Annotated in this window: 25 protein-coding genes and 6 tRNA genes; 5 read left to right on the top strand and 26 right to left on the bottom strand. The window is 69.4% G+C overall.

Annotated elements, in window-relative coordinates; genetic code table 11:
• Window positions 1–288: 288 nt before the first annotated feature.
• The 5 genes from clpX to K8625_RS32930 form a co-directional block, all read right to left on the bottom strand.
• Complete coding sequence (gene clpX, locus K8625_RS32910) at window positions 289–1572, bottom strand: ATP-dependent Clp protease ATP-binding subunit ClpX (protein WP_046712193.1); 1284 nt, start codon at window positions 1570–1572, stop codon at window positions 289–291.
• A 213-nt stretch (window positions 1573–1785) separates the two neighbouring features.
• Window positions 1786–2406 (bottom strand): ATP-dependent Clp endopeptidase proteolytic subunit ClpP, encoded by a 621-nt coding sequence (clpP, locus tag K8625_RS32915; RefSeq protein WP_046712192.1) that lies wholly within the window; start codon window positions 2404–2406, stop codon window positions 1786–1788.
• Window positions 2407–2459: 53 nt separating this feature from the next.
• Window positions 2460–3737, bottom strand: a complete 1278-nt coding sequence (gene tig / locus K8625_RS32920; RefSeq protein ID WP_223784948.1) for a trigger factor — start codon at window positions 3735–3737, stop codon at window positions 2460–2462.
• Between the two features lie 101 nt (window positions 3738–3838).
• Window positions 3839–3920: transfer RNA gene (locus K8625_RS32925), tRNA-Leu, on the bottom strand.
• Between the two features lie 116 nt (window positions 3921–4036).
• A tRNA-Lys gene (locus K8625_RS32930) sits at window positions 4037–4109 on the bottom strand.
• A 381-nt stretch (window positions 4110–4490) separates the two neighbouring features.
• Between K8625_RS32930 and bet the strand changes: the two genes are divergently transcribed.
• Window positions 4491–5585: a phage recombination protein Bet gene (gene bet, locus K8625_RS32935; protein WP_370642007.1), complete on the top strand. Its 1095-nt coding sequence runs from the start codon at window positions 4491–4493 to the stop codon at window positions 5583–5585.
• 113 nt (window positions 5586–5698) lie between these two features.
• Here bet and K8625_RS32940 read toward each other — a convergent pair.
• From K8625_RS32940 to K8625_RS33000, 13 genes are all read right to left on the bottom strand, one after another.
• Window positions 5699–5772 (bottom strand) — tRNA-Arg (locus tag K8625_RS32940).
• Window positions 5773–5797: 25 nt separating this feature from the next.
• A tRNA-His gene (locus K8625_RS32945) sits at window positions 5798–5871 on the bottom strand.
• Between the two features lie 86 nt (window positions 5872–5957).
• Window positions 5958–6034, bottom strand: a tRNA-Arg gene (locus K8625_RS32950).
• Between the two features lie 39 nt (window positions 6035–6073).
• A tRNA-Pro gene (locus K8625_RS32955) sits at window positions 6074–6147 on the bottom strand.
• Between the two features lie 70 nt (window positions 6148–6217).
• Window positions 6218–6823, bottom strand: coding sequence for an XTP/dITP diphosphatase (locus K8625_RS32960; protein WP_223750604.1), 606 nt, complete (start codon window positions 6821–6823; stop codon window positions 6218–6220).
• The gene (gene rph / locus K8625_RS32965; protein ID WP_074957947.1) at window positions 6820–7533 is read right to left on the bottom strand and encodes a ribonuclease PH; all 714 of its coding nucleotides are present in this window, start codon (window positions 7531–7533) and stop codon (window positions 6820–6822) included. Before rph ends, K8625_RS32960 begins: the two co-directional genes overlap by 4 nt.
• 87 nt (window positions 7534–7620) lie before the next feature.
• Complete coding sequence (locus K8625_RS32970; RefSeq protein WP_223750603.1) at window positions 7621–8430, bottom strand: N-acetylmuramoyl-L-alanine amidase; 810 nt, start codon at window positions 8428–8430, stop codon at window positions 7621–7623.
• Between the two features lie 61 nt (window positions 8431–8491).
• Window positions 8492–9532: a selenide, water dikinase SelD gene (gene selD, locus K8625_RS32975; protein ID WP_255316201.1), complete on the bottom strand. Its 1041-nt coding sequence runs from the start codon at window positions 9530–9532 to the stop codon at window positions 8492–8494.
• A gap of 78 nt (window positions 9533–9610) precedes the next feature.
• Window positions 9611–10546: a DUF4388 domain-containing protein gene (locus K8625_RS32980; protein WP_141326091.1), complete on the bottom strand. Its 936-nt coding sequence runs from the start codon at window positions 10544–10546 to the stop codon at window positions 9611–9613.
• 5 nt (window positions 10547–10551) lie between these two features.
• Window positions 10552–11274: a lipopolysaccharide assembly protein LapB gene (locus tag K8625_RS32985; RefSeq protein WP_046712186.1), complete on the bottom strand. Its 723-nt coding sequence runs from the start codon at window positions 11272–11274 to the stop codon at window positions 10552–10554.
• Window positions 11275–11316: 42 nt separating this feature from the next.
• The gene (locus K8625_RS32990; protein WP_223784949.1) at window positions 11317–12021 is read right to left on the bottom strand and encodes a hypothetical protein; all 705 of its coding nucleotides are present in this window, start codon (window positions 12019–12021) and stop codon (window positions 11317–11319) included.
• Window positions 12022–12038: 17 nt separating this feature from the next.
• Window positions 12039–12815 (bottom strand): outer membrane protein assembly factor BamD, encoded by a 777-nt coding sequence (locus tag K8625_RS32995; RefSeq protein WP_223784950.1) that lies wholly within the window; start codon window positions 12813–12815, stop codon window positions 12039–12041.
• 10 nt (window positions 12816–12825) lie between these two features.
• Window positions 12826–13329 (bottom strand): regulatory protein RecX, encoded by a 504-nt coding sequence (locus K8625_RS33000; RefSeq protein WP_223784951.1) that lies wholly within the window; start codon window positions 13327–13329, stop codon window positions 12826–12828.
• 34 nt (window positions 13330–13363) lie between these two features.
• Here K8625_RS33000 and K8625_RS33005 point away from each other — a divergent pair, with 34 nt between their 5' ends.
• Window positions 13364–14101 carry a hypothetical protein gene (locus K8625_RS33005; RefSeq protein WP_223750599.1) on the top strand — a complete coding sequence of 246 codons (738 nt, stop codon included), beginning with the start codon at window positions 13364–13366 and terminating at the stop codon, window positions 14099–14101.
• Between the two features lie 559 nt (window positions 14102–14660).
• Here K8625_RS33005 and K8625_RS33010 read toward each other — a convergent pair.
• From K8625_RS33010 to K8625_RS33025, 4 genes are all read right to left on the bottom strand, one after another.
• Entirely contained in the window at window positions 14661–16043 is a 1383-nt protein-coding gene (locus K8625_RS33010; protein WP_223750598.1) for a type IV pilus twitching motility protein PilT, read from the bottom strand.
• Window positions 16044–16177: 134 nt separating this feature from the next.
• On the bottom strand, window positions 16178–16579 hold the full coding sequence (gene rpsI, locus K8625_RS33015) for a 30S ribosomal protein S9 (protein WP_046712181.1): 402 nt from the start codon (window positions 16577–16579) through the stop codon (window positions 16178–16180).
• Between the two features lie 14 nt (window positions 16580–16593).
• The gene (gene rplM, locus K8625_RS33020) at window positions 16594–17040 is read right to left on the bottom strand and encodes a 50S ribosomal protein L13 (protein ID WP_141326090.1); all 447 of its coding nucleotides are present in this window, start codon (window positions 17038–17040) and stop codon (window positions 16594–16596) included.
• Window positions 17041–17221: 181 nt separating this feature from the next.
• On the bottom strand, window positions 17222–19297 hold the full coding sequence (locus K8625_RS33025; RefSeq protein ID WP_223750597.1) for an ATP-dependent helicase: 2076 nt from the start codon (window positions 19295–19297) through the stop codon (window positions 17222–17224).
• A gap of 34 nt (window positions 19298–19331) precedes the next feature.
• On the opposite strand from K8625_RS33025, the gene K8625_RS33030 reads away from it, so the two are divergent.
• Both K8625_RS33030 and K8625_RS33035 read left to right on the top strand, forming a co-directional pair.
• Window positions 19332–19895 carry a hypothetical protein gene (locus K8625_RS33030; protein ID WP_370640422.1) on the top strand — a complete coding sequence of 188 codons (564 nt, stop codon included), beginning with the start codon at window positions 19332–19334 and terminating at the stop codon, window positions 19893–19895.
• A 29-nt stretch (window positions 19896–19924) separates the two neighbouring features.
• Entirely contained in the window at window positions 19925–20422 is a 498-nt protein-coding gene (locus K8625_RS33035; RefSeq protein ID WP_194869545.1) for a caib/baif family protein, read from the top strand.
• A gap of 31 nt (window positions 20423–20453) precedes the next feature.
• Here K8625_RS33035 and K8625_RS33040 read toward each other — a convergent pair whose 3' ends face one another.
• Together K8625_RS33040 and K8625_RS33045 are read right to left on the bottom strand one after the other, a co-directional pair.
• Entirely contained in the window at window positions 20454–21641 is a 1188-nt protein-coding gene (locus tag K8625_RS33040; RefSeq protein WP_223750596.1) for a class I SAM-dependent rRNA methyltransferase, read from the bottom strand.
• A 5-nt stretch (window positions 21642–21646) separates the two neighbouring features.
• Complete coding sequence (locus K8625_RS33045) at window positions 21647–22864, bottom strand: metallopeptidase family protein (protein ID WP_223784952.1); 1218 nt, start codon at window positions 22862–22864, stop codon at window positions 21647–21649.
• 435 nt (window positions 22865–23299) lie between these two features.
• Here K8625_RS33045 and K8625_RS33050 point away from each other — a divergent pair, with 435 nt between their 5' ends.
• Window positions 23300–23887, top strand: a complete 588-nt coding sequence (locus K8625_RS33050; RefSeq protein ID WP_223750594.1) for a nucleoside triphosphate pyrophosphatase — start codon at window positions 23300–23302, stop codon at window positions 23885–23887.
• 2 nt (window positions 23888–23889) lie between these two features.
• Here the strand turns inward: K8625_RS33050 and K8625_RS33055 are convergent, their stop codons facing one another.
• Together K8625_RS33055 and K8625_RS33060 are read right to left on the bottom strand one after the other, a co-directional pair.
• Window positions 23890–24852 (bottom strand): hypothetical protein, encoded by a 963-nt coding sequence (locus tag K8625_RS33055; RefSeq protein ID WP_223750593.1) that lies wholly within the window; start codon window positions 24850–24852, stop codon window positions 23890–23892.
• Window positions 24853–24864: 12 nt separating this feature from the next.
• Window positions 24865–25941: a zinc ribbon domain-containing protein gene (locus tag K8625_RS33060; RefSeq protein ID WP_223785007.1), complete on the bottom strand. Its 1077-nt coding sequence runs from the start codon at window positions 25939–25941 to the stop codon at window positions 24865–24867.
• Window positions 25942–25949: the final 8 nt, after the last annotated feature.

A 25949-nucleotide genomic window follows, 5' to 3' on the forward strand; every position in this document is an offset into this window, starting at 1 on the left:
CGCGTGTTCCTCCTGGGCCGGCGCCTCCACGGGCACCTCCCGTTTCGCCGGCGTCGAGCCAGCACAGGCAACGAGCATCAACAAGGCAGGCACGGGGAGCTGTCTCATGGAGCCAGCACATACAGAAACGCCCCCGCCCGTCCCACAAAAACCGTGGGCGACAGGCCGGCGCCACCCCGCCCGCCCTGAACGCGAGGAGCGCGTCGGAGCCGTTGCAGGGCCCTTGACGCGCTCCGTCACATCCCAGGGGCCGCCCACACCCGAGGGCGGCCCGTCAGAGTCCGCGACTTACGCGGATTCCTTCTTCGGCTCGGCGGGCTCCTTCTCCGCCGCGGCGTGGAGCACGACGGGCTCGCTCTTCTTGAGGATGACCTCCTCGGAGATGAGCACCTCGCGGACCGTCTTGCGGGACGGGATTTCGTACATCACGTCCAGCATGGCCGACTCGAGGATGGAGCGCAGGCCGCGGGCGCCCGCCTTGCGGCGGATGGCCTCGCTGGCGATGGCCTTGAGCGCGCCGTCGGTGAACTTCAGCGCCACGCCGTCCAACTCGAAGAGCTTCTTGTACTGCTTGGTGAGCGCGTTCTTCGGCTGGTTGAGGATGTTGATGAGCGCGGGCTCATCCAGCTCCTCCAGCGCGGTGATGATGGGCAGGCGGCCGATGAACTCCGGAATCATGCCGAACTTGAGCAGGTCCTCCGGCTCCACGTGCTTGAGCAGCTCCGACAGGTTGCGCTGCTTCTTCGACTGGATGTCCGCGCCGAAGCCCAGGCTGCGCCCGCCCAGGCGCCGCTCGATGACCTGGTCCAGGCCGCCGAACGCGCCGCCGCAGATGAACAGGATGTTGGTGGTGTCCACCTGCAGGAACTCCTGCTGCGGGTGCTTGCGGCCCCCCTTGGGCGGAACGTTGGCCACCGTACCTTCGATGATCTTCAACAGCGCCTGCTGGACGCCCTCGCCGCTGACGTCGCGGGTGATGGAGGGGTTCTCCGACTTGCGGGCGATCTTGTCGATTTCGTCGATGTAGACGATGCCGCGCTGGGCCCGCTCGATGTCGTGGTCGGCGGCCTGCAGCAGGTTGACGATGATGTTCTCCACGTCCTCGCCCACGTAGCCGGCCTCGGTGAGGCACGTGGCGTCGGCGATGGTGAAGGGGACGTTGAGGATGCGCGCCAGCGTCTGGGCCAGCAGCGTCTTGCCGCTGCCCGTCGGGCCGAGCAGGAGGATGTTGCTCTTCTGGAGCTCCACGTCCTCGAGCGCGACCTTGGACTCGATGCGCTTGTAGTGGTTGTGCACGGCCACCGACAGCGTCTTCTTCGCGCGCTCCTGGCCGATGACGTACTCGTCGAGCACGGCCTTGATTTCGGAGGGCCGCGGGATGCGCAGCTTGGTGTCCTTGGTCTCCTCGCGGTCGATCTCCTCCGCGATGATGTCGTTGCACAGCCCGATGCACTCGTCGCAGATGTAGACCGTCGGCCCCGCGATGAGCTTCTTCACCTCCTTCTGCGACTTGCCGCAGAAGGAGCAGCAGAGGGTCTGGTTGTCTCGCTTCTCCACGTTCTTGCCCGCCATGAAATCCCTCGCTGCGCCTGTAAAGCCGCCCGCCCCGAGCGCCACCCGCCTCGGCTCCAGGCCAATCTAGTCAGCCCCCATCAGGGACGTCCACGCGCCTTCCCTGTACTTAACAGGGGGAGTGGGTCGGCGCAGAAAGCAGAAAGCCGGAGGCGCGGGGGCGAATTCCCGCGGCTCCGGCCACCGGCCGAGGCGTCGAGCCCCGGCAAACGTCTACTTCTTCTCGTCCTTGCCCAGGCCCACCACCTTGCGGGGGTTCTGGATTTCATCCACGATTCCGTAGGCCTTCGCCTCCGTGGCGCCCATGAAGTAGTCGCGGTCGGTGTCCTTCTCCACGCGCTCGATGGACTGCCCGGTGTGCTTGACGATGAGCTCGTTGAGCTTCGCCTTCATCCGCAGGATTTCGCGGGCCTGGATCTCGATGTCCGTCGCCTGGCCCCGCACCCCACCCAGCGGCTGGTGGATCATGATGCGGCTGGACGGCAGGGCGTAGCGCTTGCCCTTCGTCCCGGCGAGCAGCAGCACGGCCCCCATCGACGCCGCCTGCCCCACGCAGATGGTGGAGACCGGCGGCTTGACGTACTGCATCGTGTCGTAGATGGCCATGCCCGCCGTGACGGAGCCGCCCGGCGAGTTGATGTAGATGTTGATGTCCTTGTCCGGGTCCTCGGACTCGAGGAACAGCAGCTGGGCGACGATGACGTTCGCCACGTCATCGTCGATCTCCGTGCCCAGCATGATGATGCGGTCCTTCAGGAGCCGGCTGTAGATGTCGTACGAGCGCTCACCGCGGTGCGTCTGCTCGATGACGTAGGGAACGGGCATGAAGGGCATGGCGACCTCGGGAGAAGACTCGAAGGGACGGCTCGACGAAGACGAACCTCAGGTCAGGAATACTTCGCCCGGCCCTTCAGGAATTCAATCGTCTTTTCCTCGCGCAGTCGCAGAGACAACCCGAGCCGCTCGTCCGCGCCCTTGAAGTAGCGCTTCACGGCCTCCACGGGCTGGCCCGCCTCCACCGCGAGCTGCTCGATGCGCGCGTCCACGTCCGCGTCGCTCGCCTGGATGCCCTCCTTGAGGGCGATGGACTCCAGCAGCAGCGTCCCCTTCACCTCCTGGGTCGCCTTCTCGCGCATCTCCTCGCGCAGGCGGTTGAAGTCCAGGTTCAGACGGCTGGGGTCCACGCCCGAGCGCTGCAGCTGCTGCAGGGCGCCGCGGAGCATGGAGTCCATGGCGCGCTCCACCATGGCGCGGGGGACCTCGAAGGGATTGCGCTCCACGAGGCCCTTCATCACCGCCTCGCGGTCGTCGTTGTCCGCTTGCGAACGGCGCGCGCGCTCCATGTCGGCGCGCAGCTTGCCGCGCAGCTCCTCGAGCGTCTGCGCGATGCCCGTCTCCTTCGCCAGGTCGTCGTTGAGCTCGGGGGAGATCTCCTTCTTGATCTCCTTGAGGGTGACGTGGAAGCGGCCCGTCTTCCCCCGCACCTCCTCCACCCGGTAGTCGGCGGGGAAGGCGTAGTCGATGTCCTTGGACTCGCCCACCTTCACGCCCTCGAGCGCGGCGATCTTCGACTCGACCAGCTCACCGGGCTGCACCTGGACGGTGATGCCCTCGGCCTTGCTGCCGGCGAACGGCTGGCCGTCCACGGTGGCGTCGTAGTCCACCGTCGCGTAGTCACCGGAGGCCGCCGAGTCGCGGTCCGTCACGGGCTCCAGCCGGCTCAGCGACTGGCGCATGCGGCCGAGCTGCTCGTCGATCTGCTCGTCGGTGACGGCGGTGTCCGCCTTGGTCAGCGGCAGCTCCGCGTACTCCTTCGCCTCGACCTTGGGCTTGACCTCCACCCGGGCCTCGAAGCTGAAGGGAGCGTTGGCCTTGAGACCCTGGTTGGTCACCTGCGGGCTCGCCACCACCTCCACGTTGTGCTCGCGCACCGCGTCCAGGTAGGCCGTCTGCACCACGCGCTGGATGACCTCGTCCTCGACCTGGTCCTTGAAGCGCTGCTCGAGGATGCGGCGGGGGACCTTGCCCTGTCGGAAGCCCGGCAACCGCACCTGCTGGCCAAGCCTGGAGTAAGCGCGGTTCAGCTCTTCCGCCACGCGGGCGGACTCGACCTCGATGGAGAGCTTCTTCTCGATGGGAGAGAGCTCTTCGACCTGGACCTTCATACGGGCCTCGCTCGCCGCCTTCTCGGACAGTCGTCCCGAGCGGCGCCGGTTAAGTGGGACGTGCGCCTTTAGGGGATAGGCACGAACGGGTCAACGCGAAATGGGCGAGGAGGGACTCGAACCCTCACACCTTGCGGTACCAGATCCTAAGTCTGGTGCGTCTACCAGTTTCGCCACCCGCCCGGATGCGCCGCGTGCCTTGTGCCGTACATACCGCGAAACGTCCGCCGCGCGTCACCCGACGGATGCGTGCTGCGGAAAAACAAACGGGGTCTCTCCATCGCTGGAGAGACCCCGTATGAGAGCGGAGGGAATCGAACCCACAACCTATGGATTAAGAGTCCATTGCTCTGCCAATTGAGCTACGCTCCCGGCACTGCGCTTGGCCCGTCGGCTGCGTGACGTCCAAGTGGCGGCGGTAATTACAGAAGGCCGCCCGCGCTGTCAAAAGTATTTTCGTCTCCCCTGCATTCCCCACGCACGGCATCTCCCACGAGGACGCGCAGTCCGGGATGGGACGCCACGCCGCCCGCTGGACGGGCTGGCGCCGGGGACGGCCGGATTCCGAATGAAACAGAGCCACGGGCCCACTGTTGAACGTGGCCACGGCGACCCGTGTGTCCGGAGTGCTCGGAGACACGGGGCTCGCACGCGCCCCCATTCCGGGACTCTGAGCACGTGAACCGCCGAGGCACAGGCGGGCGGACGGAGGTCGTCCGCCCTTTTCGCGCAGGACGTATGCAGGAGACGACAGTGACGGAAGCCAACATCCCCCCCAAGGTGGAAGACACCGGCTCGGCGCTCGGCGGCTGGAGCCGGGAGCGCATGGAGTTGATTCGGCGCACCATCTGCCCCCGGGGCATCAGCGAGGACGAGTTCGCCCTCTTCATCGAGCAGTGCAAGCGCAGCGGGTTGGATCCGCTGCTCAAGGAAGCCTTCTGCGTCGCGCGGAGGCAGAACATCGGCAACCGGGAGCGCCCCAACTGGGTGACGAAGTACGAGTTCCAGCCCTCCGAGGCCGGGATGCTCGCCCGCGCGGAGCGCTTCCCGGACTTCAAGGGCATCCAGGCGAGCGCCGTGTTCGCCGAGGACGACATCGTGGTGGACCAGGGTCGAGGCGAGGTGGTGCACCGCTTCAACCCGGCCAAGCGCAAGGGCGCGCTGGTGGGCGCCTGGTCGCGGGTGGTGCGCGACGGGAAGCTGCCCGTGGTGGTGTGGCTGGACTTCAGCGGCTACGTCCAGCAGACGCCGCTGTGGGCCAAGATTCCCACGACGATGATCGAGAAGTGCGCCCGGGTGGCGGCCCTGCGCAAGGCGTACCCGGAGGCCTTCGGCGGACTGTACGTCCGGGAGGAGATGCCGGCGGAGGACTTCGATTCGGCCTCGGCCCACCCCGAGCCTGTCCCCGCGGGCGGCGCCTACGAGGTGCTGGGCGCCAGGACGGGACCGGTGAAGGCGTCCTTCCCCACCCCGCTGGCCACCGCGCCCACGAAGGAGGAGAAGGCGGTCCCCGCGAAGCTGGACGTGGATCTCCCGCTGGCCCCGCTCCCCGCGAAGGAAGTGGAGGCGGCGAAGGAGGACGTGCAGCCCACCGTGGCGCCCACGCGTCCGAAGGCGAGCGCCGTGCTGGTGGCGTTCGGTCCGTACAAGGGCAAGACGGCCTCGGAGCTCTCGGACGAGGAGCTCAGCGAGACCATCGAGCTGGCGAACGAGAAGCTGATGGAGCAACCCCGCGCGCGCTGGGCCAAGGCGATGCGGGAGAACCTGCTCGCGCTGGAGGCGGAGACGGAGCTGCGCTGCCGCGTCCCGTCCACCGCGGACAAGAGCAACGGCGCGTCCCACGCCTGATGCGCTGAAGTGAGGACTGCCTCCGTCGGACGTCTTCCGGCGGGGGCCCTCTTCGCGGCGCCGCTCGGGATTCCCATGAAGGAGTCCGGGGGGCCTGCGGAAGAGGAGGAGAGCGCGCTCGGAGGGACTTGAACCCCCAACCCCTGGGTTCGAAGCCCAGTGCTCTATCCAGTTGAGCTACGAGCGCAACCTACGAACAGGGGAAGAAGGTGGGCGGCCAACCGGGGTCGAACCGGCAACCTCTGGAGTCACAGTCCAGCGCTCTAACCAGTTGAGCTATGGCCGCCGTTACCGCTACGGCGTTTGAAGCGGGGGCTTCCCTACCGTGGAAAGCCGGGCCAGTTCAAGGCCCAAATGTGACGACAGCCAGGTTGGCGCCCCAAGCAGGACTCGAACCTGCGACCCCCGACTTAGAAGGTCGGTGCTCTATCCAGCTGAGCTATTGGAGCTGGGCCGGGCTACCTGCATCCACTCCCTACTTGAAAAAATCGGGGCGAGAGGATTCGAACCTCCGACCCCCTGCGCCCAAGGCAGGTGCGCTACCAGGCTGCGCTACGCCCCGAAAAGTAGAGTCCGGCATTGTTGAACCATCGCGGACGGACGCGCAAGGCCCACGTGCCTGACCTCGCCATTCACGCACGCGCGGCGAGCGAGAGCAGCTTCGGCTTCATCTTCCGGAAGGCCGCGCCCCGGTGGGAGATGCCGGACTTCTCCTCGGCGGTGAGCTCCGCGAGCGACCGGCCACTGTCCAGAAGGATGAAGACCGGGTCGTACCCGAAGCCGTGCTCACCTTTCGGCGCGTGGCCGATCCGCCCCTCACACCGCCCCTCCTCCACGTGCGTGCGCCCATCCGGCCACGCCAGCGCCAGCGCGCAGCGGAACGACGCCGTGCGCTTCTCGTCGGGCACGCCGCGCAGCTCCGAGAGGAGCTTCTCGTAGCGGGCCTTGTCGTCGCCGGGCGCGTAGCGGGCGGACAGCACCCCGGGCTGGCCGTCGAGCGCGTCCACGCACAGCCCCGAGTCATCCGCGAGCGCCGGCAGGCCCGTGGCCCGCGCGTACTCCACCGCCTTCTTCACCGCGTTGGCCTCGAAGGTGTCGCCGTCCTCCTCCGGCTCCGGCACCGGCGGCAGGTCCGCGAGCGACACCACCTCCACCGAGTCCCCCACCAGCTGGCGCAGCTCGCGCAGCTTCCCCTTGTTGGTGGTGGCGAAGAGCAGCTTCGGCGAGGGCGTGCTCATTCGAGCGCCTTGGCCTGCGCGGCCACGAGCTGATGGATGGCGGCAAGTCCCCCGTCGAGCATCGCGTCCAGCGTCTTGCGGTCGAACAGCTGGTGCTCGGCGGTGCCCTGCACCTCCACCATGCGCCCGTCTCCCGTGGCCACGATGTTGAGGTCCACGTCCGCCTTGGAGTCCTCCTCGTAGTCCAGGTCCACGCGCACCTCCCCGTTGACCACGCCCACGGACACCGCGGCCATGGGGGTCAGCTTGGGCTGCTTGGTGAGCGTGCCCTGCTTCTGCAGTGAGCGCAGCGCGAGCACCACCGCCACGTACGCGCCCGTAATCGACGCCGTGCGCGTGCCGCCGTCCGCCTGGAGCACGTCACAGTCCAGCGTGAGGGTGCGCGGGCCCAGCGTGGACAGGTCCACCGCCGCGCGCAGGGAGCGGCCGATGAGGCGCTGGATCTCCATGGTGCGGCCGGTCTGCTTGCCCTTGGCCGCCTCGCGCTGGTTTCGCGTGTGCGTGGCGCGCGGGAGCATGCCGTACTCGGCCGTCACCCAGCCGGTCCCCTTCCCCATCAGGTGCGGGGGCACGCGCTCCTCGGTGGAGCAGGTGATGAGCACCTTGGTGTTGCCGAACTCCACCTGCACGGAGCCTTCCGCGTAGCGGGACACTCCGGGGGTGAGGATGACGGGGCGAAGGTCCAGTGCACCACGTTGGAAGGAACGCACGGCGAGCTCCTGGGTAGGGAATGAGCGCGTCCCTTCTCTACCAGAGCCGCGTGGCCCGCGTGTCGTCCGAGTCGGCCCGCTGTCCACTCAGGGCGTCTGCGAGCCCGCCACCTGGGCCGGCCGGGCCGCGTCCCTGCGCCGCGTGTCCTTCAGGAAGGCGAGCACGCCCTCGCTGATGGCCTCGGCCAGCTTCTCCTGGTAGTCCGCCCGCCCCAGCTTCAGGCCCTCCTCGGGATGGGAGATGTAGCCCACCTCCACGAGCACCGCCGGGCACTCCACGCCGGAGAGCACGAAGAAGGGCGCCTGCTGCACGCCCCGGTCCGCCGCCCGCGTGCGCGCCACGAGCCGGGGGTGGATGGCGTAGGCCAGCCGGGACGAGTCCGAGTGCGCCTCCGTGCGCACCAGGTCATCAAGGATGAGCGCCAGCGTCGAGTCGCCGCGCGCCGCCCGCGACATGGGCGCCTCCGAGTTCTCCCGGTCCGCCACCGCGAGCGCCGCTTCACCGGAGGCGCTGGCCGACAGGAAGTACGTCTCCACGCCCTCGGTGCGTGCCCTCATGCGGGGCGTGGGCATGGAGTTCGCGTGGATGGAGATGAAGAGGTCGGCGCCGTGGTCGTTCGTCATCTCCACGCGCTCGGTGAGGCTCACCAGCGCGTCGCGCTCGCGCGTCAGGTACACCTCGCCGCCGGCCGCCTCCAGCCTGGAGCGCAGGCGGTGGGCAATCTGCAGCGCCACCTCCTTCTCGCGCAGCGCGCCGGGCCCCTTGGCGCCTTCCTTCACGCCGCCGTGGCCCGGGTCGATGACGATGCGCGCGGGGCGCTCGCCGGCTCCCGCCGTGACGGGAACCCAGCAGATGCATGCGAGGAGGAGCAGCAGGGAGCGGGAGGACGACTTCATGCCGGAGGGGGATGCTAGCGGAGCCCCACCCCGGGCGCGAAATCCCCGCCCGGCGCCCGGTTCAGCCGATGACGTCGATGCCCGGACGGCCCGCGCGGACCTCGCCCAGCAGCGCCGCGTCCACCCCGGCCCTGTCCAGGGCCCTGAGCGCCTTGACCGCGTCCTTCGCCGGCACGCAGGCCAACAGTCCGCCATTGGTCTGCGCGTCCGCGAGCACCCACTGGATGGCCTCGGGGAGCCCCTTGGGGAAGCGGACCTTCTTCTGCACGTGCTCCAGGTTCGACTTCGTCCCGCCCGGCACCACGCCCGCCTCGGCCAGCGAGGGCACCTCGGCGATGAGCGGCACGCGCTCCAAATCCAGCGCCGCGCGCGTCTTCGCGGCCGTCATCATCTCCAGCAGGTGGCCCAACAGGCCGTAGCCCGTCACGTCCGTCAGGGCGTTCACCTTGAACCGGCCCGAGGCGAAGACCTCGCCCGCGGCGCGGTTGAGCGTGGTCATCACGCCGATGACGTTCTTCTGCAGTTGCTTGGAGGCCACGCCCCGCTTGATGGCGGTGGTGGCGATGCCCGTGCCCAGGGGCTTGGTGAGCAGCAGCAGGTCCCCCGGCTTCGCGCCCGCGTTGGTGAGCACCTTCTTGGGGTGCACCACGCCGGTGACGGCCAGGCCGTACTTCGGCTCGGGGTCTCGGATGCTGTGGCCGCCGAGGATGGGGATGCCCGCCTCCTCCACCTTGGACTGGCCGCCCTCGAGGATGCGCGCCAGCACGGACTTGGGCAGCTCGTCCGGGAAGCCGACGAGGTTGAGCGCGAACAGCGGCTTCGCCCCCATGGCCCAGATGTCCGACATCGCGTTCGCCGCGGCGATGGCGCCGAACTGGAACGGGTCGTCCACCACGGGCGGGAAGAAGTCCACCGTCTCCACCACGGCGAGGCCGGGCGAGAGGCGGTAGACGGCCGCGTCGTCATTCGTGTTGAAGCCCACCAGCGCTTGCGGGGGGCGGGAGGACTTGAGCCCTCCCAAGAGCTGGGCCAGGTCCCCGGCCCGCAGCTTCGCCGCGCAACCCGCGCAGTGACTCAGCTCGGTGAGGCGCAGGCGCTTCACCGACTTCGCGTCCGCCACGGCGACATCCCTTCAGATGGAGCCCGCCCTCCCACGAGGAGAGCGGGCTTCGTGTGCGACCTAGATGATGCGGACGTACTCGCGCTTGAGCAGGTGCACCAGGCCCTCGGCGGTGACGACGTCATCCGCGTCCGCCCGGTCCAGCACCCCCGCCAGCGTGCCCTGGTTGAGCACCAGTTGGAGCACGTCCAGCAGCTCCGGCGTCAGCTCCTTGAGCGGCGGCACCAGCGGCACCGACAGCTGGAGCATGGCCTCCGGGGGCGGCAGGCTCGGCTGCAGCCGCTTGAGCTCGTCGAGCTGACGGAGCGCGTCCATCAGCAGCGCCTCGGTGGACGAGTCCAGCTCCACCATGAACTCCTGGCTGTCCGCCGGCCGCAGCTCGAAGTCACCCGACTCCCAGGTGATGATGCGGTTGAAGCTCTTCTGCGGCCCCAGGTTGTGGTTCTCGTTGATGACCGCGTAGTACACGCGGCCCTGGCGCAGGTAGATCTTCCCCTCTTGCGTGCTGTTGACCACCAGCACGCCGTTCTTCTTGGAGGTGTGGAAGAGCTGGAGCAGGTCCGGCAGGGGGATTTCTTCAATCTTCCCCGTCATGGAGCTGCCCTTGGTGGTGGTCCGCGCGGCCTGGGCGGCGGCGGCCTCCTCCAGCTTCAGCTTGGCCGTGCTCTCGTCCACGTTGGCGCCGTCGGCGCCCTGGTGCACGAGCTTGAGGATGGAGGTGCCGATGAGGATGCGGTCCCCCTCCTTGAGCCCCGCCTGCTTCACCTTCTCGCCGTTGACGAAGGTGCCGTTGGTGGAGCCCAGGTCCTCGATGGTGATCTTCCCGTTGGAGAAGCTGATCTTCGCGTGCTTGCGCGAGACCATGTCCTCCACGAGCACCATGTCCAGCTCGCTGGAGCGGCCGATGACGATCTGCTTCTCCGCCTTCAGGGGGAACTCTCCGCCCTGGTACTTCCCGGAGATGAACTTCAGGGCATAGGTCTTCGAGATATCCATGGTCATCAACCCGCCTGCTCCACCTTGCCGGGGTCCTTCACCAGGTTGAGGTACATCTGCGCGCTCTTGTTGTCGGGGCTGCGCGCCAGCACGTCCTCCCACACCTGCACCGCCTCCGCCCTGCGCCCGGCGGAATACAGCGCCACCCCGTACTGGATACGGCCGGGGATGTAGGACGGGTTCTGCGCGATGACCTGTTCGTACTCGGCGATGGCCGCCGCGTTGTCCCCCGCGTCACGCAGGGCATTGCCCAGCTTCAGGCGGATGTCCACGAACTGTGGGCACAGGCCCAGCGCGCGGCGGTACTCCTCGATGGCGCGCTGCCATGCGCCGCTCGAGGCGAACACGTCGCCAATCTCGCCGTACATGTTGGCGATCTTCTTCTCGACGTAGGGGTCCAGCTCCCCGGGGCCCGTCTTCTGCCGGGACAAGGCGGCCTGGTAGACCTCCTTCGCCTCGGCGTACTTGCCCATGTCGTTGTAGATGACCGCGAGATTGAGCGCCGCTTCGGTGTACGCCGGATTCAGGTTCAGCGCGGACTCGAACGCCCGCTGGGCCCGGGCGAACTGGCCCTGGTCGTGGTAGATGATGCCGAGCATGTTGAACACGTCCGCGAACGTCGGATTCTGCTCGACGATCTTCGCGAGGTACTGCTCGGCCTGGGCGTACTGCTTCTTCTCGAAGTAGCCGCGCCCGAGGGTCAGTAGCTGCTTGAGGGGCTCTTCCATGACTCCGGCCCGTCCTCGGGCCCTGCCTCCGACGCGGCTAGCCTACATGAGCCCGGGCGAAAACAAGAATTCATCACCGTGAAGCGTGAGCGACAGCGACCGTTGGCCCCGGGTGTCCACCGGCCTCGACGGGAGGGAGCCCTGCAACCGCCAGTGCTCCGTCACCACTGCTTGCTCCCGCTCCAACCGGATGTACCACGCCTCCGCCCGATACACGCGTCCTCGCAACATCTTCAGTTCGTCCCACTCGGCGCCCCCCACTCCGGGATTCCCCGGAACAGAGAGCCGAGCCAGGCCTTCCGCGTCCGCGGCCTCCAGCGCGCGGCGCCGCGCCTCGAGCGCCGTGACGACGGCCACCAGTCGGGGGGAGGTGTTCTTCTCCGGCACCCAGTCGCCCCCGCGTCGCACGAAGGGCACCTTCTCCACGCCCGCGGTGCCCACGCGGGTGGGGCCCAGGGTGCCGTTGAAGTCGAGCGTGGCGTGGGCCTCGGCGCGCTGGCCTCCGGGCTCCACCGTCACGGTGATGCGGGCGAAGTGGAGCTCCTGGGAGACCAGGGGCGCGTCCGCGAGGGGGATGGGCAGGGAAAACCCATAGGCCTCGGTGTGCTTCAGGGCGGTGATGATCTCCGCCTCGGGGCCCGCGGCGAAGCCCAGGAGCCGGGGGATGAGCACCGCGCAGGCGGCGAGCACCGCCAGTCCGGCGATGACCAGGCCCCCCAGCCGGCTCCACTCCTCGGTGGACCTCACGCGGCCTGCCGGGGACCTCACGTGCCCAGCATCTGCTGGGCCTTCTGGGCGGCGGGCGTCCCCGGCAGGCGGCGCAGCACCTGGCGCAGGGTCTCCTCGGCGCGCTTGGGGTCGTTGAGCTTCACGTAGGCCTCGTGCAGGTCGAAGAGGGCCTCCTCCTCGTACGGCGTGCCGGGGTACTTCGTGAGCAGCGACTCCAGGCGCTGGGCCACCGCCTTCCAGCGCTCGCGCTTCGTGTAGAAGCGGGCCACGTACAGCTCGTGCTCGGCCAGGCGCTTGCGTGCGTCGTCCGCGTGCCGCTTGGCCTCGGGGACGTACTGAGAATCCGGGTACTGGCGGAGGAACTCCTCCATGGTGGAGAGCGCGGCGCGAATCTCGCCCTGGTCCTTCTCCTCGGAGGGCGGCAGCGCGAAGAAGTCGGACGGGTAGTCCTCCACGTGGGTGAGCGCCGAGCGGAACGCGGCGTAGTCGACCTTGGCGTGCGTGGGGTGGAGCTTGATGAAGGCCTGGTACTGGTCCCGGGCCTCGGCGAAGGCCTCGCGGGCGAAGTCCAGGTCCGCCAGGCGCAGCTCCGCCTCGCGGGCGGCCTCCTGGTACGGGTACTTGACCCGGACGTACTCGAAGTACTTCTGGGACTTGAAGAAGTCCTTGTTCTCGAGCGCCTCGCTGCCGAGCCGGAGGTTCTCCTCCGCGTCGGCGGCGTAGTCGGGGTCTCCCCCCTGGGAGCCGGAGAGGGTGGAGCAACCCGAGGCGGACAAGAGGACGACGGTCAGGAAGGCGACGACGGAACGCATCGGCGGCACGCTATTCGTCCGGCCCCGAGGGGTCCAGTGAAGGTTCGCCGAGCAGTTGCTGGATGACGTCCTCGGAGAATCCCCGCCCGGACAACAGCCGCGCGGCGCGGGCCCAGGCCTTCTCGTCGAGCGGCCGGGCCGCCAGCCCCCGCTTCTCCAGGACGGCGCGCGCGGCGGCGACGGCGTCGAAGTCCACCGCGTCCGTGGCGGACTCCAGCGCGTCCTGGGCCGCGTCCTCGGACAGGCCGTGGGCTTGCAGCTTCTGGAGGATGGAGGCGGGGCCCTTGCCCGAGCGCAGGAGGGAGGCGGCGCGCGCTTCTCCGAAGCGGGTGTCGTCCAGGTAGCCCCAGCCCTGGAGGCGGGCGAGCGCGGCGTCGCGGACGCAGGGGGCGAAGCCCTTCTTCTCCAGGGCCTGGAGCAGTTCCTGGCGCGTGCGGGCGCGGATGCCCAGCAGCTTGAGTCCCGCATCCGTGGCGCGCTGGACGGCCTCGGGGCCTTCATCCTCCGGGAGCATGGCGGGATACGTAGCATGTGGTAACAGGCGCGGCATGCATCCAGTCCTTGCCCGCTACCTCACCGCCGATGTCGCGAAGGAGACGCTCCGCAAGCAGCAGGCGGGGGGCGCCCTCGACCCGGAGGAGCAGTTCTTCGCCGAGGCCGCCAAGGCGCACCCGCGCCAGGCCGCCATCCTGATGGACGTGGGTGGCCGCGTCCTGTCCTCGGACGCCCAGGCGGCGCTGGTGCTGCTGGCGGCGCACGCGTCGGCGCGCGCGATTCAGGAAGACGCGGAGCTGACCGAGGCCACGAAGAAGGCGCGTGAGGCGCTGGCCGAGGAGGGCGCGAGCGAGGAGGAGACGGACGCGTTCATCGCCTCCATCCTCCTGGAGGAGGCGTTCGGCTACGAGCAGGACGTGGACAGCTTCGACCGCGAGTACGTGAAGGAGTCGCTGGGCGAGGTGCCCGCGCTGGCCGCGCTGACGAAGGAGGCGGTGGACGCGCTGTTCGTCGGCTTCGTGAAGGCCTCGAAGGACGACGCCGAGCGCAAGGTGCGCGAGGTCATGGCGAGGGCGCTGTTCGACATCGCCTGGGCGGAGGGCCCCGCGCCCATCAACCCCGAGCACATCGAGGCCCTGCTGGACGCGCAGGTCGCCGACAAGCCCGAGGAGGAGCAGGAGGAGAAGGTGCACGCCACCGCCCACCTGCTCCAGGCGCTGGCGAAGGAGGGCCTCATGGGCCCGCTGCGCCTGTCGCGCCTGAGGGCCATGCTGGGCGAGGAAGACGCGTAGTCCCCCCTGTGACGCGGCGGTGGGCCCTCGCGGCCCGCCGCTCGAAGTGGCTGATGCCAGGTCGTGCGAATCGGATGGACGGGAGGATGACTCCCCTTCCCCGTCACGAGCCTGAGCGATGTCCCTGGACGCAGCCCGCTGAGCGAGACGCGCCCCCTCTCGCAGGTCGCGTCACACAGGTGGGCGACGGCACGGAGCCGTCTCGCCTCACGGGGATCTCCCGACAGACGAGGCAGAGCACCGGGGCTGGGCCGTTCGCGGCGACCCGCTCTCATGGCCCCTCAACGCTTCGGGGAAGCACCGAGGCCGGGCGTTCGCGGCCTCGCCGCCACTCAGTGGCATCAAACGAAGCACCGAGGCCGGGCGTTCGCGGCCTCGCGCCACTCAGTGGCATCAAACGAAGCACCGAGGCCAAGCGTTCGCGGCCTCGCCGCCACTCAGTGGCATCAAACGAAGCACCGAGGCCAAGCGTTCGCGGCCTCGCGCCACTCAGTGGCATCAAACGGAGCACCGAGGCCAGACCGCGCGCGGCGGTCTCGACCCACGGTGCCCCTTCGACTCAGAAGCGTTCGATCTGGAAGTCGTCGTCCCCACCCGCCGCCGGAGCGGGCGCGGGGGCTGGAGCGGGAGGACGGGCCGCCGGCGGAGGCGCGGCCGGGCGCATGGCCTGCGCGGGTGCGGGCGGACGCGCGACGTTCGGCGCCGCGGGCGTGGCGGGACGCGCGACCTGGACTGGCGCCGGCGTGGGAGGCGCGGCGGGAGGCTGTGCCGCGCCCACGGGCGCGCCCTTCTGCGCGAAGGCGGCCGAGCCCGGAATCGGACGGGCCTCGCCCGGCTTCGCGTCGAAGCTGTCCCACTTGGAATCGGACGTGCCGCTGATGCCGGAGAAGCGCAGCGCGAAGTCGTCCGGGTTGGACGCCTGACGGTGGGCCTCGTCGTAGGTGACCAGCCCCTGGCGCACCAGGCTCATCAGCGACTGGTCGAAGGTCTGCATCCCGTAGGAGTCCGTGCCCTGCGCAATCGCGTCGTGGATCTCCTTCGTGCGGTCCTTGTCCTCGATGAGCTCGCGCACGCGCGCGGTGACGCGCAGCACCTCCACCGCGGCCACGCGGCCCTTGCCGTCCGCGCGCGGCACCAGTCGCTGGCTGACCACGCCCTTGAGCACCGAGGCCAGCTGGATGCGCACCTGCTTCTGCTGGTGCGGGGGGAAGGCGGAGACGATGCGGTTGACCGTCTCCGTCGCGTCCAGCGTGTGCAGCGTGGACATGACCAGGTGGCCCGTCTCCGCCGCGTGCAGCGCCGTCTCGATGGTCTCGTGGTCTCGCATCTCGCCCACGAGGATGACGTCCGGGTCCTGCCGCAGCGCGCTCTTGAGCGCCTGCGCGAAGCTCATCGTGTCCACGCCCACCTCGCGCTGGTTCACGATGGAGCGCTTGTCGCGAATGAGGAACTCGATGGGGTCCTCAATCGTCATGATGTGGCTGGTCTCGTTGGAGTTGATGTGGTCGATCATCGCCGCCAACGTGGTCGACTTGCCGGAGCCCGTCGTGCCCGTCACCAGGATGAGACCGCGCTCCTCGCCACAAATCTTCGCCAGCACCTGCGGCAACAGCAGGTCCTGCATCGTCATCACCTTGAACGGGATGACTCGCAGCACCGCGCCCACGGTGCCGCGCTGCTGGAAGACATTCACGCGGAAGCGGCCCAGGCCCGGGACTCCGTACGCCAGGTCCACCTCGTTGCTCGCCTTGAACTTCTCCTTCTGGAACTCGTTCATGATGCCGAACGCCATCCGCGCCACCTCCTCGGGCGGAAGACGACGGCCGTCCTTCAACGGCACCAACGAGCCATCCACCCGGAACATGGGCGGCAGACCGGCCTTGAGATGAATGTCGGAGGCACCGCCGCGCAGGGCGATCTGGAGGATCTCATTGAGTTCCATGGGCGTCGCGGATGGTAGCAGACGCTCCCGCGCCCGCGCGACACACCGTGGAGTGAGTCCCCGAAAACACCACGGCGGAGACCCTCGTGAGAGAGCCTCCGCCGCGGAGGACAGCGAGCGACCAACCTGAACGGTTAGCGCTTGGAGAACTGGAACCGGCGACGCGCGCCCGGCTGACCGTACTTCTTGCGCTCGACCGCGCGGGCATCACGCGTGAGGAAGCCGGCCTTCTTCAGCGCCGGACGGAACTCCGGGTTGAAGGCGCACAGGGCGCGGGCGATGCCGTGACGGATGGCGCCGGCCTGGCCGGAGAGACCGCCGCCGCGAACGTTCACGGTGACGTCGAGCTTCCCCTTCTGCTCGAGGATCTCGAGGGGCTGGTTGAGCACCATCTTCGAGGTCTCGCGACCGAAGTAGTCGTTGATCTCACGACCGTTGATGGTGACCTGACCCGTGCCGGGACGCAGCCAGACGCGAGCGGTGGCCTCCTTGCGGCGGCCGGTGGCGTAGAAACCGAGCTCTTGGTGGATGGGCATGGACGTTGTCTCCCTTACGCCTCAACCGAGTACGCAGCCGGCTTCTGGGCGGCGTGGGGGTGGGTATCACCCGCGTAGACCTTCAGCTTCGTCATCATCTGCCGACCCAGCGCGTTGCGGGGCAGCATGCGGCGGACCGCGTTGATGATGATGTCCTCGGGGTGGCGCTGGCGGAGCTTCTCCAGGTTGGTGATCTTCAGGGCGCCCGGGAAACCCGCGTGCGGGTGCCGGTAGTACATCTTGTCCTTCTCCTTCGTCCCCGTCACCTTCACCTTGTCGGCGTTGATGACGATGACGTGGTCGCCCGTGTCGATGGACGGCGTGTAGATGGCCTTGTGCTTGCCCTTGAGCAAGGTGGCAATCTGGCTCGCCGCGCGGCCCAGCACCTTGTCGGACACGTCGATGACGTGCCACTGGCGCTTGATGTCCCCAGCCTTCGCGCTGTAGGTCTTCTGCGACATTTCGTGCACTCCAGACTTCTCGCGGTCGCCAGGTGCATGCCGGGGACCGCATCTCGTGCGGAACCAACCACAGGTCCTCCACGAAACATCCGCAGAGGCCCGGAAAGGCCGACCCTCCTAGCGGTCATGGAGGATCAAGTCAAGGTTGGCGGGGGCCCCTGAGCCACGGAAGGCTCTTTTCCTACCCCGCCCTACCCCCAGGAGGCACGCCCCCACCCCCTGGAGTCCCCGGCTGGGGCTTCTTGAAGCGCTCCTTGAGGTTGGCGAAGAAGTTCTTCTCCTCCGTCGTCGGCGGGCCCTGACGCGGCGCATCAGGCGTGACGTGCTCGATGACGTCCTCGGGCAGGTCCTCCAGGAAGCGGGAGGGGGTCCGGGGGACCTCCTTGCCGCGCTTCACGCGGGTGACGGCGCGGGTGAGGTAGAGCAGCTCCTTGGCGCGGGTGATGCCCACGTAGCAGAGCCGGCGCTCCTCCTCGAGGTTCTGGGCCTCGCCCTGCATGCCGCCGTGGGGCATCAGGTCCTCCTCCATCCCGATGAAGAAGACGAGCCGGTACTCCAGGCCCTTGGAGGAGTGGATGGTCATCAGGGTGACGCGGCGGTTGCTGCCCGGGACGTCCTCGTCGTCCTCCTGCTTGTTGTCCAGGCTCAGCCGGTTCAGGTAGGTGAGCAGGCTGGCCTTGGGGCCCTCGCGCTTCTCGAAGCGCTCCAGGGAGTCGATGACGCCGTCCACGCCCTTGAGCTTCTTGTCCGCGCTGGTGGCGCTGGTGGCGTGCGCGCGCGTGGCGTCCCGGAAGCCGATCTCCTCCAGGAGCTTGCGCGTGGCCACGGCCAGCTGCCCGTGCTCGTACGCCGCGCGGTAGCGCTCGATGAGGTCCACGAACTCGTGCACCTTGGCGCCCGCGCCCGGGGGCAGATCGTCGTACTCGGACGCCTTGCGCATCACCGTCCACAGCGTGACGCCCTCCGCGCGCGAGTGCGCGTGCAGCCGCTCCACCGTCACGTCGCCGATGCCGCGCGACGGGACGTTGATGATGCGCATGAGCGAGATTTCATCCAGCCGGTTCACGATGACCTTGAAGTACGCGATGACGTCCTTCACCTCGCGCCGGTCGAAGAACTCGCTGCCGCCCACCACCTCGTAGGCGATGTTCTTCTCGCGCAGCATCTCCTCGATGGGGTGCGACTGGCCGTTGGTCCGGTAGAGCACCGCGATGTCGTCCGCGGGGATGCCCAGCGAGATGTGCTTCTGGATTTCGTGCGCGACGAAGCGCGCCTCCTCCTCGTCATTGGGGCACGCCACCACCTTCACCTTGGGGCCCCCCTTGCGGTCGGTCCACATCTGCTTGGCCTTGCGCTCGGGGTTCTTGGCGATGACGGCGTTGGCCGCGTCCAGCACCATCTGCACGGAGCGGTAGTTCTGCTCCAGGCGCACCTCCTTCCCTCCCGGGAAGAAGTGGTCGAAGTGGAGGATGTTGCGCACCTCCGCGCCGCGCCACGAGTAGATGCACTGGTCGTCGTCCCCCACCGCGCACACGTTCTTGGACTGCCCCGCCATCAGCTTGAGCAGCTCCAGCTGGGCCAGGTTGGTGTCCTGGAACTCGTCCACCAGCAGGTAGCGGAAGCGGTGCGTGTACTTGAGGTACAGGTCCGAGTGCTCACGCAAGAGGCGCGTGGGGAGGATGAGCAGGTCGTCGAAGTCCACCGAGCCCTGCGCCTTCAGCGCCAGCTGGTAGTCCGGGTAGACCATGTGGGTGATGAGGTCGTAGTCGTCGCCGATGCCCTCGGGCTTGGGCTCGGGCGCCTGGCCGGAGTTCTTCGCCTTGGAGATGAGCCCCAGCACCTTGCGCGCATCGAAGGCGCGGTCGTCGATGCGGTGCTCCCGCATGGCGCGGCGGATGATGGCCAGCTGGTCGCCCATGTCCGCGATGGCGAACTTCCTGGGCCAACCCAGCCGGTGGATGTCCTCGCGGAGCATCTCCGCGCCGAAGGCGTGGAAGGTGCACACGAGCACGCCCTGGGCGCGGGGCCCGGCCATGTGGACCAGGCGCTCCTTCATCTCCGAGGCCGCCTTGTTGGTGAAGGTGACGGCCAGGATGTTGCGAGCCAGGATGTGGTCTGGCCGCTCGTTGAGCAGGTGGACGATGCGGTGGGTGATGACGCGGGTCTTCCCGCTCCCAGCACCCGCGAGGACCAGCAAGGGCCCCTGGAGGGTGACCACGGCCTCGCGCTGAGGAGGATTGAGCTTCGAGAGGTCCATTGCGCGCGGGGCGGGGATACCTTTTGATTCGGCCGTGCGCGACAACTTTCTCCCAGGCCTCACCCTCCTCCTGCTCGCGCTCGCCCCGGGTGTCGGGTGCACGAAAGCGGAGGGCACCTCCGACGAGGTGACGGCCTCCATCCCCGCCGCCAGTGCGCCCTGCGTGTACTTCAAGACGCTGGCACCGTTCCTGCCGGAGGAGCTGGAGGGCTTCACCGTCGCGCGCACCCAGGGCTCCACCGGCAAGTACGGCGAGGTGTCCGTGTCGGAAGCAGAGCGGCTGTTCACCCGAGGTGAGGGCCGCGAGGTGAAGGTGCGCATCGTGGACACCACGATGGGGCAGAAGATTGGGCAGGCCATCCGGGACGCGGCCGAGCGGGCCAAGGACCGGCCGGCGAGCGACCCGGCGGCGCCCATCCACTGGAAGGACGCGGTGGGCTTCGTGAGGTACGACGCGGAGGAGGCGCTGGCGGAGGCGAACCTGTTGGTGGGAGATCGCTTCGTGGTGGCCGTCACCAGCCGGGGCTTTCCGGGCACGGTGGAGGTGCGGCGGGTGGCGCGAGGAATCGACCTGGCCGGGCTGGCCCGGCTTCAGTGAAGTCCGACAATGGGCAAGGAGTGTCCCGGGTGGTGAAGGAGAAAGGTACGCGGTCCGAAGCAGGAGACCTGCTCGCCGCGGAGAAGGCGGCGCGGGAGGTCGTGGCCTCGCTCGGCAAGAGGGAGTTTTTGGACCAGCTCCAGAAGCTCACCAAGAGCTACGCGTCGGACCCGGGCAACCCGGGCTCCTACGCGTGCGAGGGCTGTCAGCGCTGCGCCAACTGCATGTTCTGCAAGGACTGCGACAGCTGCTTCCAGTGCACGCACTGCACCCGGTGCGAGCTGTGCAACAACTGCTCGCACTGCGTGGAGTGCAAGAGCTGTCATGCGTGCGCCTACTGCCTGCAGAGCGAGAACTGCACCACCAGCGCCTACCTGGTGATGTGCCGCAACCTGCAGGACTGCAACTACTGCTTCGGGTGCGTGGGCCTGGCGAAGAAGGACTTCCACATCCTCAACGTCCCCTTCCCCCGGACCGAGTACTTCAAGGTCGTGGGCAAGCTGCGCAAGGAGCTGGGGCTGCCGTAGTGCCCCTCGCGCGGGTCCGGCCCGGCCCGCGTCAGAGCGCCCGGACGTAGAGCGCCTTGAGGTACTCCGTCTCCGGCAGACCCGCGAGCACGGGGTGGTCCAGGCCCGCGCCCCGGCGCTCGAGAATCTGCACCGGGCGCTTCGCGTCCGCGGCGGCGCCCAGCAGCATCTCCTCGAAGCCCGCGCGGTCCAGCTTGCCCGAGCACGAGCAGGTGACGAGCACACCGTCCGGCTTCAGGCACCGCAGCGCGCGCAGGTTCAGCTCGTGGTACGCGCGCAGCGCGGTCTCCAGGCCCTCGCGGCGCTTGGCGAGCCCCGGCGGGTCCAGCACGATGAAGTCGAAGCGGCGGCTCTGCGAGTCGAAGCGCTTGAGCACGTCGAAGGCGTTCGCGTGCTCCACGGTGACGTTGGTCCGGTTGTTGGCGCGGGCGTTGTCGCCGATGCGCGCGGCGGCCTTCTCGTCCTGCTCCACCGCGATGACGGACGTGCAGCTGCGGGCCAGGGAGAGCGCGAAGCCGCCGTGGTAGCTGAACAGGTCCAGCGCCTCGCCGCGCGCCAGCTCTCCGGCGCGCAGGTGGTTGTCCACCTGGTCCAGGAACGCACCCGTCTTCATGTCGCCCATCAGGTCCACGTCGAAGCGGTTGTCGCCCTCGTGGTACGTGAAGCGCGACTCGCCCTGGCCGTGCAGCAAGCGCGTCTCGCGCGGCAGGCCCTCGAAGTCGCGGCCGGAGGCGTCGTCGCGGCACACCACGTGGGTGGCGCCGGTGAGCTCCACCAGCATCTTCGCCAGCGACTCCTTGCGCGCGTCCATGCCCTCGGAGAGCGTCTGGAGGGTGAGGCCCTTGCCGTAGCGGTCCACGAAGAGGCCCGGCAGCAGGTCCGCCTCGCCGTGCACCAGGCGCAGGCCGTCACGCTTGGACAGCGAGGACCTGCGCGCGAGCGCGGCCTCCAGGCGCTTGCGGAAGAAGGCGTCGTTCACCTGCAGCTCGCGCGGGGGCGTGCGCGTCAGCAGGCGCAGCGCCAGCGGGGAGCGCCGCGCGTAGAGGGCCTGGCCGATGGGGTTGCCCTGGGAGTCCACCACCATCACCACCGCGCCGGGGCCCGTCACGTCGGGCGGGGCGGCCAGCTCGGTGCGGTACAGCCAGGGGTTTCCCGCGCGCAGGGACTTCGCGCCCTTGGGAGTAGTACGTGCAACGGGAAGCGTCGGGGGGATGGCCATTCGCGTCACTCCAGGCCGCGCGCGGCCAGTTCCTCATCGTCCTCCCCGCGCAGATGCCCGATTTCGTGGAGCAATGTCACGCGAATCTGTTCGCGCAGCTCCGCCGGGGTGCGCACGGCTCGTGCCAGGTTGCGCCGGTACAGCACCACCGAGCGGCAGGGCGACTCCACTCCGTCGCAGGGCGCGCCCAGGGGCGGCCCCCGGAACAGGCCGAGAATCGTGGGCGACAGGGGCGGCTGGTTGGCGAGCAGGTCCACCTCGGCGGGCAGCTCCTCCGCGGTGACGGGGATGCCCTCCAGGTCACTGCGCATGTCCGCGGGCAGCTCGGAGACGGCGCGGGCCACGTCCACGCGGAAGGTGTCCTCGGTGGGCAGGGGCGGCGCCGGGAAGTCGTCGGGAGCCAGCGCTCGCGCCTTGTCGAAGTGCGTCTGCGCCTGCTTCCACTTCCCTTCCCGCTCCAGCAACAGGCCCAGGTGCTGGTGCGCGTGCGCGGCGCGCTCCGCGTCGTCGACGAGCCCCTGGAAGGCTCGCTTCGCCTCGGAGAAGCGGCACAGCTCGAAGAGGGCCAGGGCCCGCTCGTAGAGGGCCTCTCGGCTGCCCGGCTCTCGCGCCAGGACGATGGCGGCTCGGGCGAGGGCCTCCTCCGCCTGGCCCAGGTCGTTGAAGGCCATGGCCGACACCAGCGCCAGGTGCGGGATGAGCTCCGGGGGCGTGCCGGGCTGGGACAGGCCGCGCTCGGCGTAGAGCGTGCCCAGTTCGTCGCGCTCGCGCGTGGAGGTCATCTGCACCGCGTACAGGTGGGCCGCGCCGAGCAGCGCGTCCGCGTCCCCAGGGTCGATGGCGAGCGCCCGGGCGAAGGCGAGCTGCGCGTCCGACTCGCGCCCCAGGGCGGCCAGCGCGACGCCGCGCTCGGCGTGGGCCGAGGCCAGGTCCGGCTCCAGGGCCGCCGCCTGCGCCGCGCAGGACAGCGCCTCCTCGAAGCGTCCCGAGTCGTAGTAGCCGCGCGCCGCGTCCAGCGGAGAGCCGCCCCGGGCCTGGCAGACCGCGAGCGGCTGCACCGGGCGCGGCGTGTCGCGGGGCTCGTCCGAGGGCGCGGCACTGGATGGGGAGGCCTTCACCGCCGACACCTCGGGCGTTCCGGCGTCTCCCGGTTCCGGGGCCGAGGCGTTCCGCTTGCAGGCGGTGAGGAAGAGGCAGAGGGCGAGCAGACCGCGCCGCGACATGGGCCGTCACGCTACGGCATCACCCCAGGGGCCGGGAAGCAGGGACGTGCATGCTCGCTCGGCGGGCGGCGGCGCTCCCTCCCGCAGGCACCAGGGTGACGCCCCATGAGCCGCTGCGTCTGGCCCTCACCTCAAGTGCCCGTCGCGGGATGTCGGCGGCGCTTCCTGCCTCGGGTTCATGCGGCGTCGCTGCACGCCTCGGGACACCAGGGTGATGCCCCATGCGCCGCTGCGTCTGGCCCTCACCTTGAGTGCCCGTCGCGGGATGTCGGCGGCGCTCCCCTCCTCGGGTTCATCACGTTGGCGACTCATCAGCCTCTGGATTCGGGCCTCCACCTCCCGCGCCCGCCACTCGCTGATGAATGGGCTCGGCGTGCCCTGTTCTCTCGGCGGACGGCGGCGCGGTCCATCTCGGTGCACTAGGGTGGCGCCCCCATGAGACCCTTGATTCTGGCCTCCACCTCCAGTGCCCGCCGCGCGCTGATGGATGGGCTCGGCCTGCCCTACCGCGCCGTGAGCCCGGGCGTCGACGAGACGGTGGCCGCCCACCTTTCGGCCCGCGACGCCGTCCGGGAGCTGGCGGCTCGCAAGGCTCGCGCCGTGCACGCACGACACCCCGACGCGTGGGTGCTCGGCGCGGACCAACTGGTCGAGGTGGCCGGACAGACACTCACCAAGCCCGTGGACCGCGACGCGGCGAGAGGCCAGCTCCAGAAGCTGCTGGGCCACACCCACGACATCCACACCGGCGTGTGCCTGGTGGACCCGGGCGGCTCCATCGACGAGGCCGTGGAGACCGCGCGCCTGACGTTCCACGACGTCACTCCGGATGAACTGGAGCGCTACCTCGACCTGAACGAGTGGGAAGGCTGCTGCGGCAGCTACCGCGTGGAGGGCGCGGGACAGGCGCTGCTGGCGCGGCTCGACGGAGACCGCGCCAACGTGCAGGGCCTGCCCATGGTGACGGTGGTGCGACTGCTGCGACAGGCCGGCTTCACCTTCTTCGAGCGCGGCCAGCCCTAGCCTCACCCCGCGGTGGACAGCTCCGCGAGAATCTCCTGGTACGCCGCGCGGGCCTTGTCCGCCTGGTCCGCCTTGAAGCTGGCCGCGGCCACCACGGGATGCCCACCACCCCCATACCGGCCGGCGATGGCGGACAGGTCATGCTGGCGCAGCTCCGGCTTCCACGGGTTGGAGCCGAGCGACACCTTCGCGCGCGACGTCCCCCGCCCCACCCACAGCGTGTAGCGCGCGTCCGGATGGAGCGCGTACGCGATGAACTTGTTGAGGCTGTCCACGCCCTCGTCCACCAGGTCGAAGAAGACGACGCCGCGCTCGTAGCGGGCCCGCGAGCGCACCAGCTCGATGTTCGACTGGTGGCGCGCGAGCAGCGGCGCCAGCGGCCCCGCGATGAGCGGCGAGGCGGCGATGTCCGCGAGCGACTCCGACTGCATGCGGCGGATGACCTCGGGGATGAGCGCCGGGTCCTTGTTCGCCTCCAGCACCGTCATGATGCGCAGCGCGGGCTCCTCCAACGCCACCGCCATCTGCGGCGAGGGGAACTGCGCCCCGTCGATGAGCTCCGCCCAGTGGATGAGGTCCGAGAGCGCGGACGCGTCCCAGCCGAAGCGCTCGCGCGCCACGTCCGCCAGGTACTTCGTGCAACTCTTGCGGTGCGCGTCGTGGAATTTGCGCCCGCTCGAGTCCGCGCGGAAGTGCGCCTCGTCCCCGGGCTGCTGGAACGCGGAGGCATGGTGGTCGAACCACCACGTCAGCCGCGCGTCCTGGCTGTAGCGGAAGTCGACGATGACGTTCTCCTCGCCCGTGAAGACGGCCGGGTCGATGCCCTCCGCGCCCGGCTTGTGGTTCAGCCCCTGGTAGCGGAACGCCGCGTCCGCGCGGACGCGCTCCCGGTAGAAGCGGGTGAACACCGCGGCGCTCGCGGCGCCGTCGAAGCAGTTGTCGTGGAACAGGACCTGGACGTTCATGGCGGCGCCCGTTTACTGCAACGCGAGCCCCTCGCCCACCGCGGCGAAGGACTCCTGCCCGCCCGTGTCGCCCGGCTGTGCGTCACCCGACCCGGCGGCCACCACCGCGAGCCCCACCAGTCGACCATCCGGCAGCAGCCCGCAGCCCAGCGTGCCCCGCGCCCCCGCCGACGTGCTCAGCGTGTACAGCTTCGAGCGCGACCCCAGCGCCGCGGGCGACGCCGTGCGCGCCTCCTCGCCGGTGCCCACCGCGCTCAAGAGCCCCTGGCAGCCCGCCTCCAGCTTCACGCCCGTGGAGCGCTCCACCCAGAGGAAGCCGTAGCGCCCGCGCGCCATGTCGCCAAAGCCCACGCCGCTGCCGTGCAGCGTCGCCGCAGGCAGCGGCAGGTGCGCGGAGAGCTGCTCACGCGTCAGCCGCTCCCACCCCACCGGCAGCTCCAGCCGATACCCCAGCTCACTGCCCACCAGCAGCTGCCGCACGCCCCCGCCTCCCAGGGATGCCCCCGTGCCCGGCAGCGCCAGGAGCACGGCCGAGGCCAGCGCCGTGGCGAGCCCCAGCCCCAGGCCCGCATGACGCCGCGCGGGCCCCGGCTCGCCCACCACCAGGAACAACGCCACCAGGCCCAGCGCGAAGTAGGCCACGTGCACGGGGGCCGTCGGCGCCCCGCGCGCGAGCCACGCCGTGGCGACCAGTTGCACCGCCAGCCCCGTCTGCGCGATGCCCTTCACCGGCCCCCGGTTGAGCACCAGCACCAGCGCCAGCACCAGGTCCAACGCCACCAACCCGTACGTCCACGCCGGGTCCTGCAGCGAGCCCAGCACCCCACCGGCCCGCAGGAACCACGCGGCCGCGCCCGCCCCCAGCACCGCCGCCACCGGGCCCGGATGCGCGGAGACGGCGCTCGTCACCAGGTCGCCACCGAAGACGGTGGCCTCGTCGTCCACCGCGTCCCCCAGCCGGTCCAGCCGCGTGCGGCCGACCTTCTTGTAGGACTGCAGATGGTCGAAGGGCTCACCACAGGCGGGACAGGCCGAGGCGCCCCGGGGAATGGGGCTGTGACCGCAGCTCGGGCAGAGGGTCTGAGGCATGGCCCGCG

This window comes from Myxococcus sp. AS-1-15 (assembly GCF_020037055.1).
Lineage (GTDB): Bacteria > Myxococcota > Myxococcia > Myxococcales > Myxococcaceae > Myxococcus > Myxococcus fulvus.